General features: G+C 73.4%; 8 protein-coding genes. 2 read left to right on the forward strand and 6 right to left on the reverse strand.

Annotation, left to right across the window (positions count from 1 at the left end):
- Nucleotides 1-53: 53 nt before the first annotated feature.
- The 6 genes from GCU60_RS10200 to GCU60_RS10225 are packed head-to-tail and all read right to left on the reverse strand — an operon-like array spanning nt 54 to nt 6180.
- Nucleotides 54-1451, reverse strand: coding sequence for an amidase family protein (locus GCU60_RS10200; protein WP_163204796.1), 1398 nt, complete (start codon nt 1449-1451; stop codon nt 54-56).
- 2 nt (nt 1452-1453) lie between these two features.
- A complete protein-coding gene (locus tag GCU60_RS10205; RefSeq protein ID WP_163204798.1) occupies nt 1454-1654 on the reverse strand; it encodes a hypothetical protein in 201 nt (66 codons plus the stop codon).
- A gap of 47 nt (nt 1655-1701) precedes the next feature.
- Nucleotides 1702-2391, reverse strand: coding sequence for an ABC transporter ATP-binding protein (locus GCU60_RS10210; protein WP_163204800.1), 690 nt, complete (start codon nt 2389-2391; stop codon nt 1702-1704).
- Nucleotides 2391-4103, reverse strand: a complete 1713-nt coding sequence (locus GCU60_RS10215) for an ABC transporter permease subunit (RefSeq protein WP_163204802.1) — start codon at nt 4101-4103, stop codon at nt 2391-2393. The genes GCU60_RS10210 and GCU60_RS10215 overlap by 1 nt, the downstream gene beginning before the upstream one ends.
- Entirely contained in the window at nt 4100-5329 is a 1230-nt protein-coding gene (locus tag GCU60_RS10220) for a substrate-binding protein (RefSeq protein ID WP_163204804.1), read from the reverse strand. Before GCU60_RS10220 ends, GCU60_RS10215 begins: the two co-directional genes overlap by 4 nt.
- Complete coding sequence (locus tag GCU60_RS10225; RefSeq protein ID WP_163204806.1) at nt 5296-6180, reverse strand: ABC transporter permease subunit; 885 nt, start codon at nt 6178-6180, stop codon at nt 5296-5298. The genes GCU60_RS10220 and GCU60_RS10225 overlap by 34 nt, the downstream gene beginning before the upstream one ends.
- Before the next feature lie 186 nt (nt 6181-6366).
- Here GCU60_RS10225 and GCU60_RS10230 point away from each other — a divergent pair, with 186 nt between their 5' ends.
- Both GCU60_RS10230 and GCU60_RS10235 read left to right on the forward strand, forming a co-directional pair.
- Nucleotides 6367-6957, forward strand: coding sequence for a TetR/AcrR family transcriptional regulator (locus GCU60_RS10230; protein ID WP_163204808.1), 591 nt, complete (start codon nt 6367-6369; stop codon nt 6955-6957).
- A 59-nt stretch (nt 6958-7016) separates the two neighbouring features.
- The gene (locus GCU60_RS10235; RefSeq protein WP_163204810.1) at nt 7017-7442 is read left to right on the forward strand and encodes a hypothetical protein; all 426 of its coding nucleotides are present in this window, start codon (nt 7017-7019) and stop codon (nt 7440-7442) included.
- The last annotated feature ends 46 nt before the right edge of the window (nt 7443-7488 follow it).

Raw genomic sequence — 7488 nt, forward strand, 5'->3', positions numbered from 1 at the left:
CCCCCGCACGGCGCGGGGACCGGCACCGGACGTCCGGCGCCGGCCCCCGGCGGTCATCGCCCGAGCGGGGCCAGCCTGCCGACGACGTCGGTCGCCGCTTCGTACGCCGCGCCGACGTCGAGCAGCGTCGCCTCGTCGAACGGGCGGCCGGTCACCTGCATCCCCAGGGGCAGGCCGCGCTCGTCGAAGCCGGTCGGCACCGCCAGCGTGGGCAGCCCGGTGAGGTTGGCCGGCGACGTGAGCCGGACCATCGCCAGGTCCACCAGCTCCACCGTGCCGTCGGGCCAGACGACCTCCATCTCGTCGACCAGCGGCGCCGGGAAGGGCTGCACCGGTCCCACCACGACGTCGACGTCGGCGAAGAGCTCCTTCCAGGCGCGCTGCACCAGGGTGCGCACGCGGAGCGCGTTGATGTAGTCGGTGGCCAGCACCAGCTCACCCGCCTCGAGCTGCAGCCGCGTCTCGGGCCGGTACAGGTGCGCCTTCGTCCGCAGCGACTCCCGGTGGTAGGCCGCCGCCTCGGGCAGGACGATCCCCCACTCGACGGCCAGGACCTGGTCCGGGTACGGGATCGTCACCTCCCGGACCTCCGCGCCGAGGCCCACGAGCACGTCGACGGCGGCCCGGACGGATGCCTCGACGTCGGGCCGGACGTGGTCGAAGAAGAAGTTGGCGGGAACCCCGATCCGCAGACCGCGCACGTCGCCGGTGATGCCGGCGGCGTACCCGGGCACCGGCACGTCGACCGACGCCGGGTCCAGCGGGTCGTGCCCCGCGATGGCGTCCAGGGCGAGCGCGCAGTCGGTGACGTTGCGGGCCAGCGGGCCGACGTGGTCCAGCGACCAGGACAGCGACGCGACGCCCCGCCGGGACGTGCGGCCGTAGGTCGGCTTGAGCCCGACCGTGCCGCACAGGTTCGCCGGGATGCGGATGGACCCGGCCGTGTCGGTGCCCAGGGCGAGCATGCACGAGCCTGCGGCCAGGGCGGCGCCCGAGCCGCCGCTGGAGCCGCCCGGGATCCGGGCGGTGTCCCACGGATTGCGGGTGGTGTGCGTGCGGCCGCCGTAGGCGAACTCGTGGGTGTGCGTCTTGCCGACCATGACCATGCCGGCGTCCAGCAGCCGCCGCACCGCCACCGCGTCGGTGTCGGGCACGTGGCCCGCGCGGACCTCGGAGCTGCTGGTCGTCGGGACGCCCGCGGTGTCGTAGAGGTCCTTGACCCCCAGCGGGATGCCGTGCAGCGGCCCGCGGTACCGGCCGGCGGCGATCTCCTTCTCCGCCGCGGTGGCCGCGTCGCGCGCCAGGTCGGCACTGACGTGCGCGAAGGCGCCGATCGCCGGCTCGGTCGCCTCGATCCGCCCCAGGACGGACTCGGTCAACTCGACCGGGGACAGGCTGCCGGTCCCGATCGCCTCGGCGGCCGCGGTCAGGTCGAGCTCGAACGGCTCCACGGTCAGACCTCCCAGCGGGCGTCGAAGGCGGTCGCCGGCGGCGTCTCCCCGAGGGGCACGTCGTCCAGCCGGTCGATCAGTCCGTACATCTCGCCGAGGAAGGCGCCCAGCATCTCCTGGCGGTCCTCGGGCAGGCCGAGGCGCGCGCCGGCCGCGGCGAGGGCGATGGCCTCGGCGGAGAAGGAACGTGGAGTCGGTGTCACGGGGCTTGCTCCAGGGGTCGGTGGCGGCTGGGTGAACGGGGTCGTCGTCAGCCGACGACGAGCAGATCGGTGAGTCGCGAGGGGTCGGCGCGCAGGTCCTCGGCCGTCGCGTCGAGCACGATGCCGCCCTTGACCATGACCACGATCCGGTCGCAGAACCGGAGCGGGATCTCGGGGCCCTGCTCGACGACGAGGACGGCCACCCCGGACCGGGCCACCGTGCGCACAGCCTCGACGGAGGCCTCCAGCACGGAGGGCTGCAGCCCCTGGGAGAACTCGTCGATCGCGATCAGGCGGGAGCCGGCGAGCACGGCGCGGGCCAGCCCCAGCTGCTGCTTCTGCCCACCGCTCAGCGTCCCGGCGAGCTGGTCGGCACGCTCGGAGAGCAACGGGTAGACGGCGCGGACGTCGACGACCGGCCGGTAGCCGCGACGGGCGGCCAGCCGGAGGTTCTGCTCCACGGTGAGCCCGGGGAAGACGCCGCGGTCGTCGGGCATCAGGGTGCAGCCCGATCGGGCGAGGAGCTCCGGGCGGCCGCCCGGGACGGGGGTCCCGTCGACCCGGATCTCGCCGGCGAAGACGCTGCACAGCCCGAACAGGCTCTTCAGCAGGGTGGTCTTCCCGACGCCGTTGCGCCCGAGCAGCGCCACGATCTCGCCGGGTTCGACGCGCAGATCCAGCCCGTTTACCACCCGGGCGTCCCGGTAGCCGGCGTGGAGACCCTGCACCTCCAGCATCAGGACACCCCCAGGTAGGCCCGACGCACCTCGTCGTGGGCCGAGATCTCGTCCATGGAGCCCTCCACCAGGATCCGGCCGTCGGCCAGGACGACGACCCGGTCGGCCATCTCCCGCACGATCTCCATGTCGTGCTCCACCGCCACGAGGCTGCAGCCGGTGCGCTCGGCGACGTCGCGCAGCGTGCGCGCCAGCTCGATCGAGTCCTCGTGCGACAGCCCGGCGGCCGGCTCGTCCAGCAGGAGGATCTCCGGCCCCCAACTGAGGACCATGGCCAGTTCCAGGGCCCGTCGGTCGGCCAGGGAGAGGTCCCTGGCCAGCATGGTGTCGCTGTCGAAGCGGTCGTACAGGGGCAGCGGGACGGGCGGGTGCAGCCCCTCGCTGCGGGCGATCGCGAGGTTCTGCCGGGGGGTCAGGTCCAGGAAGACGCTGGGGATCTGGAACATCCGTCCCAGCCCCCGGCGGGCGCGCTCGTGCGGCGCCCGCGTCGTGACGTCGTCACCGGCGATCCAGATCGTGCCCCGCTCGGGCCGGTGCTCCCCGGCGAGCACGCCGAGGAAGGTGGTCTTGCCGGCCCCGTTGGGGCCGATGAGGCAGACCACCTCGCCGGGGGCCACCGTCAGGTCCACCCCCTGGATGACGGGGACGGCACCGAAGCCCTTCTCCACGTCCCGGGCACCGATCGCCGGCTCCGAGGACCCGGCGGCCGCCGGCCGGGGCGTGAGGGATGCGCCCACCGGCTCCAGGAGCGCGCCACCGGCGGCCCGCTCCCGCAACGGTCGGCGCAGAGCGGCGCGCGCCAGGCCCACCAGCCCCTCGGGGGCGAACCGCACGACCAGGAGGAACACCACGCCCATCATCAGCAGGTACCAGCTGCCGAGGACGTCCCCGAGCAGCTGGTCGCCGATGGTCACCAGGCCGGCCCCCAGGAAGGCGCCGGAGATCGTGCCGAGCCCGCCGACGGCGAGCCAGACGAGGACCTCCGTCGACATCACGATGCCGGCGGCCGACGGCGACACGAGCCCGATGACGGGCGCGGCGACGGCCCCGGCCAGCGCGCTGACCGCCGCGCTGATCAGGAAGGCGACGATCTTCGTGCGCCGCGGGTCGATGCCCAGGTGCTCGGCTCGCTGCTCGTTGATCCGGATGGCGACGAACCGGCGGCCCAGGGCGCCGCGCAGCACGACGAACCAGACGAGGGCCACCGTGACCAGGACGATGGCCGCCGTCCGGTAGTAGGTGCCGACGACCCCGCTGTCGGAGAGGACCACGAGCCCGTTCGTCCCGTTGGTCAGCCACGTCCACGAGCGCGCCCCCTGGCTCATGGCCAGTGTCAGCGCGAGGGTGAGCACCGCCATGGTCGAGGGCAGCGCCCGTCGCCCGAGACCGGCCAGGCCGACGCCGAGCGCCACCAGCACGGCGATTCCCACGCCGGCCGCTCCCCCGAGGACCATCGGGACGTCGCGCGCCGCGGCGATCGCCGACCCGTAGGCGCCGAGCCCGAAGAACGCGGCGTGGCCGATGCTCACCACACCGGCCCGTCCCCACGCCAGGTCGAGACCGAAGGCGAACAGGCCGAAGACCAGGGCCAGCGTCAGCAGGGTCAGCGGGTACGGGAGCAGGACGAAGGGCGCCGCGGCGAGGAGCAGGGCCGCGCCGACGAACGCCAGCGCGTGCCCTCCGCCCACCCTCCGCCCGAGCGAGGCGGTCACGCGCAGTCCTTCTCCTGCTCGTCGGTGACGACACCCAGCTCCTCGACGACCGCGTACGGGGAGCCGGCCTCGATGCTGGTGAGGTACATCGGCGCCTGGACCACGTGGTTGTCCGGGTCGAAGCCCACCGGCCCACCGAGCCCCTCGAACTCCATCTCCGCGATCTGCTCGCTGACCGCCTCGGCGTCGGTCGAGCCGGCCTGTTCGAAGGCCTCGGCGATGAAGCGCATGCCGTCGTAGGCGTTGCCCGCGACGCCGGGGATGGGCTCCTGGGTGTCGTAGGCCTCCCGGTAGGCCTCGACGAACGTCGCGTTCAGCTCGCTGTCGAGCTGGTCGGTGTAGCGGACGACCTGCGAGCGGCCCTCCAGCTGCGGGGCCAGCGCCGGGTAGAACTGCTGGTCGACCGACACCCCGGTCAGGCCTCGTCCCTCGAGCAGCCCGAACTGGTCGGCCTGCTGGACGAAGGAGACGGCGTCACCACCGACGACCGCGGACAGGATCCAGTCGGGCTCCGCCCCCTGCAGCCGGGTGATGATGGGCTGCCAGTCCGACGTGCCCAGCGGCGAGTACTCCTCGGCGACCACGGTGCCGCCGGCCTCCTCGATGAGCTGCGTGCTCACCTCGTGGTAGGTCCGGGGGAAGACGTAGTCGTTGCCGACCAGGGCGACGTTGCCACCGAACTCCTCGACCATGCGCGGGACGAGGTCGGTCAGCAGCTGGGTCGGCGTCTCGCCGAAGGGCCAGAAGTGCGGGCTGCAGTAGTCCAGCGCGGTGGCGATCGCCTGCGACATGGGCACACCGGCCTGGTCGGCGACGGTCGCGGCGGCGATCGTGGTGTCGTCGGTGATCGTCCCGAAGATGTAGTCGACCTCCTCCTGCTGCACCAGCCGCTGCGCCGCCTGGGTGGCCGTGGCGGGGTCGGCCTGGTCGTCGATGAAGACGACCTCGACCGGCTGGCCGAACACGCCGCCGTCGTCGTTGATGTGCTCGATGGCGAGGTCGAACCCGCGCTGCAGGGCGATGCCCTCCGGCGCCGCCGGCCCGGTGATCGGCGCGAGCATGCCGATCTTCAGCGGCCCCGGGTCCCCGGAGCCCCCGTCCCCGCCGTCACTCCCCCCGCCGATGGACCCGCCGCAGGCGGACAGCGCGAGGAGCACGGCGAGGCCGGCGGCGACCGGCCCGCCGACCCGGGTCAGGCGACGCGCTCGGAGCTTCTGGTCAACCATGAGGGCAACCTCCAGGACAGGCCCGCGGGCCGGACGGCGATGAGTACGACGAGGGCGGCGAAGAAGACCAGGTCGGCCACGGTCTCGGTGAAGTACGTCCTCAGCAGCGAGGACAGCAGCGCGACGAGCAGCGCACCGACCGCCGGACCGGCGATGGAGCCGGGCCGGACCATCAGGACGGCGAAGAAGGCAGGGGCCAGGAAGGCCACGCCGAGCCCGGGCGTGAGCCCGAGCGTGGGGCTGTTCAGCGCGCCGGCGAGGACCGCCAGGGTGGTCCCGACGGCGAAGGTGCCGGCGATCATGACCCGGGGTGAGATGCCCAGCACCGCGGCCATGTCGCGGTTCTCGATGGAGGCGCGGAGCTTCAGCCCCAGGCTGGTCCGGTAGATGACGAGCAGCACGGCGCCGACCACGAGCAGGGAGACGACGGCGACCAGCAGCCGGTAGGTGGGGTAGCGGACGCCGAGGACGTCCACGCTGCCCTGCACCGGGAACGGCACCGACCGGGGGGTGGCCCCGAAGACGGCCTCGGCGACCTGGCGCAGGACGATCGCCAGCCCCCACATGGCCAGCAGGGTGGCGAGCATGCCCCGCGAGTAGAGCTTGCGCAGGATCGTCCACTCCGCCAGCAGCGACAGCACCAGGCCGACGCCGACCGCCAGGGCCAGCCGCAGCACGAAGGGAACCGCGTCGAGCGCGTACATGACGTAGGCGCCGACCATGACGAACTCGCCGTGCGCCACGTTCACTACCCCGAGCTGCCCGAAGACCAGGCCCAGCCCGACGGCCAGCAGCGCGTAGAACCCGAAGAGGTGCAGCACCGCGAGCCCGAACGTGACGAGCGACTCCACCGGCGAGCCCTCCCTTGCAGGTCCGATCCGCGGCCGGGCCCCGCCCCGGCACATCGGATCGCCGTGGTGGAGCTCACCTTCTCGGGGCAGACTCTGCGATCACGAGGCGGTCGATGCAGCAAATCGGAAACAGAACGCGCCTATGATTCCCACTTCCGGACAGGTCGGCGGAACGGAGCCAGGGCCATGACGCGCAGCGACGCCGCCGAGAACGTGGCGCGCCTGCTGCGGGCCGCCCGGGACGCGGTCGCCCAGGAGGGCCCGGGCGTGGGGGTCCGCAGCATCGCCGAGCGCGCCGAGGTAGGGGTCAGCACCCTGTACCGACACTTCGCCGACAAGGGCGCGCTCATCGACGCCGTCTCGGTGCACCGGTGGATGGCCATGGACCACCTCGCCCGGCAGTCGGCCGGCGACAGCGCCGTCCTCTCCCGGATCGTGCTCCTCCTGGACACGTTCTCCCGGATGGTCACCGCGGACAACGCCTTCATCGAGTCCGCCGGCATCCGCGTCGGGCGGCTGCCCGACGTGGCCATCAAGGGCCCCAAGACCGCCTTCGACGAGGCGCTGGCGCAGCTGTGGGTCCGCGGGCAGCGGGTCGGCGAGGTCCGCCGGACGGCCGATCCGCGCGACCTGATCGAACTGGCCGGAGGCATCCGCGACCACCGCCGGCGCGTGGCCCAGGTCCGGGTGCTCGTCGAGGGCGTGTGCCTGCACCCCGAGAGCGGGACGGCGCTGCTCGCCGGGCACGTGCGCGCCCCCGACCCCGACTACCTGTGAGCGCCGGGAGGCGCCGGGGCTGAGGGGCGAGCCGGTCCGCCGCGCCGCAGGATGGGCGGGTGACCAGCGACCGCACCCGTCCCGACCTCGACGACACGACCGTCGAGGCGCTCGGCAAGCTCTCCGAGGCCCTGGAGACCGTCGACCAGGCCCGCGGCTTCCTCTACGCCTTCCACCAGCTCACCGGCAAGGCCGACCGCCTGCTGCAGGAGTCGGTGGAGCTGTTCGAGCAGGCCGGGGCCGGCGCGCTCGCCGCCGACCTCGACCGCGACCTGGTCGGCCGCAACGTCATCGCCGACCGCTGGACGTTCCAGATCGTGGAGGACTTCGACGAGAACTACTGGGGCACCTTCCGCGCCTACGACGCCCGGGCGCGCGACGAGCTGGCCGGCGGTGACCGGCACGTCTACGAGGCGCGCATGAAGCAGCGCGAGCGGACGAGCGGCCACCCGAACCACGAGGCCGGCCCGGCGCTCGCCGACTAGGAACAGCACCGCCGGAGGCGGTGGACCGATCGCGGGGCCCGGAGGG

Source organism: Blastococcus saxobsidens (genome assembly GCF_010682065.1).
Taxonomy (GTDB): domain Bacteria; phylum Actinomycetota; class Actinomycetes; order Mycobacteriales; family Geodermatophilaceae; genus Blastococcus; species Blastococcus saxobsidens_B.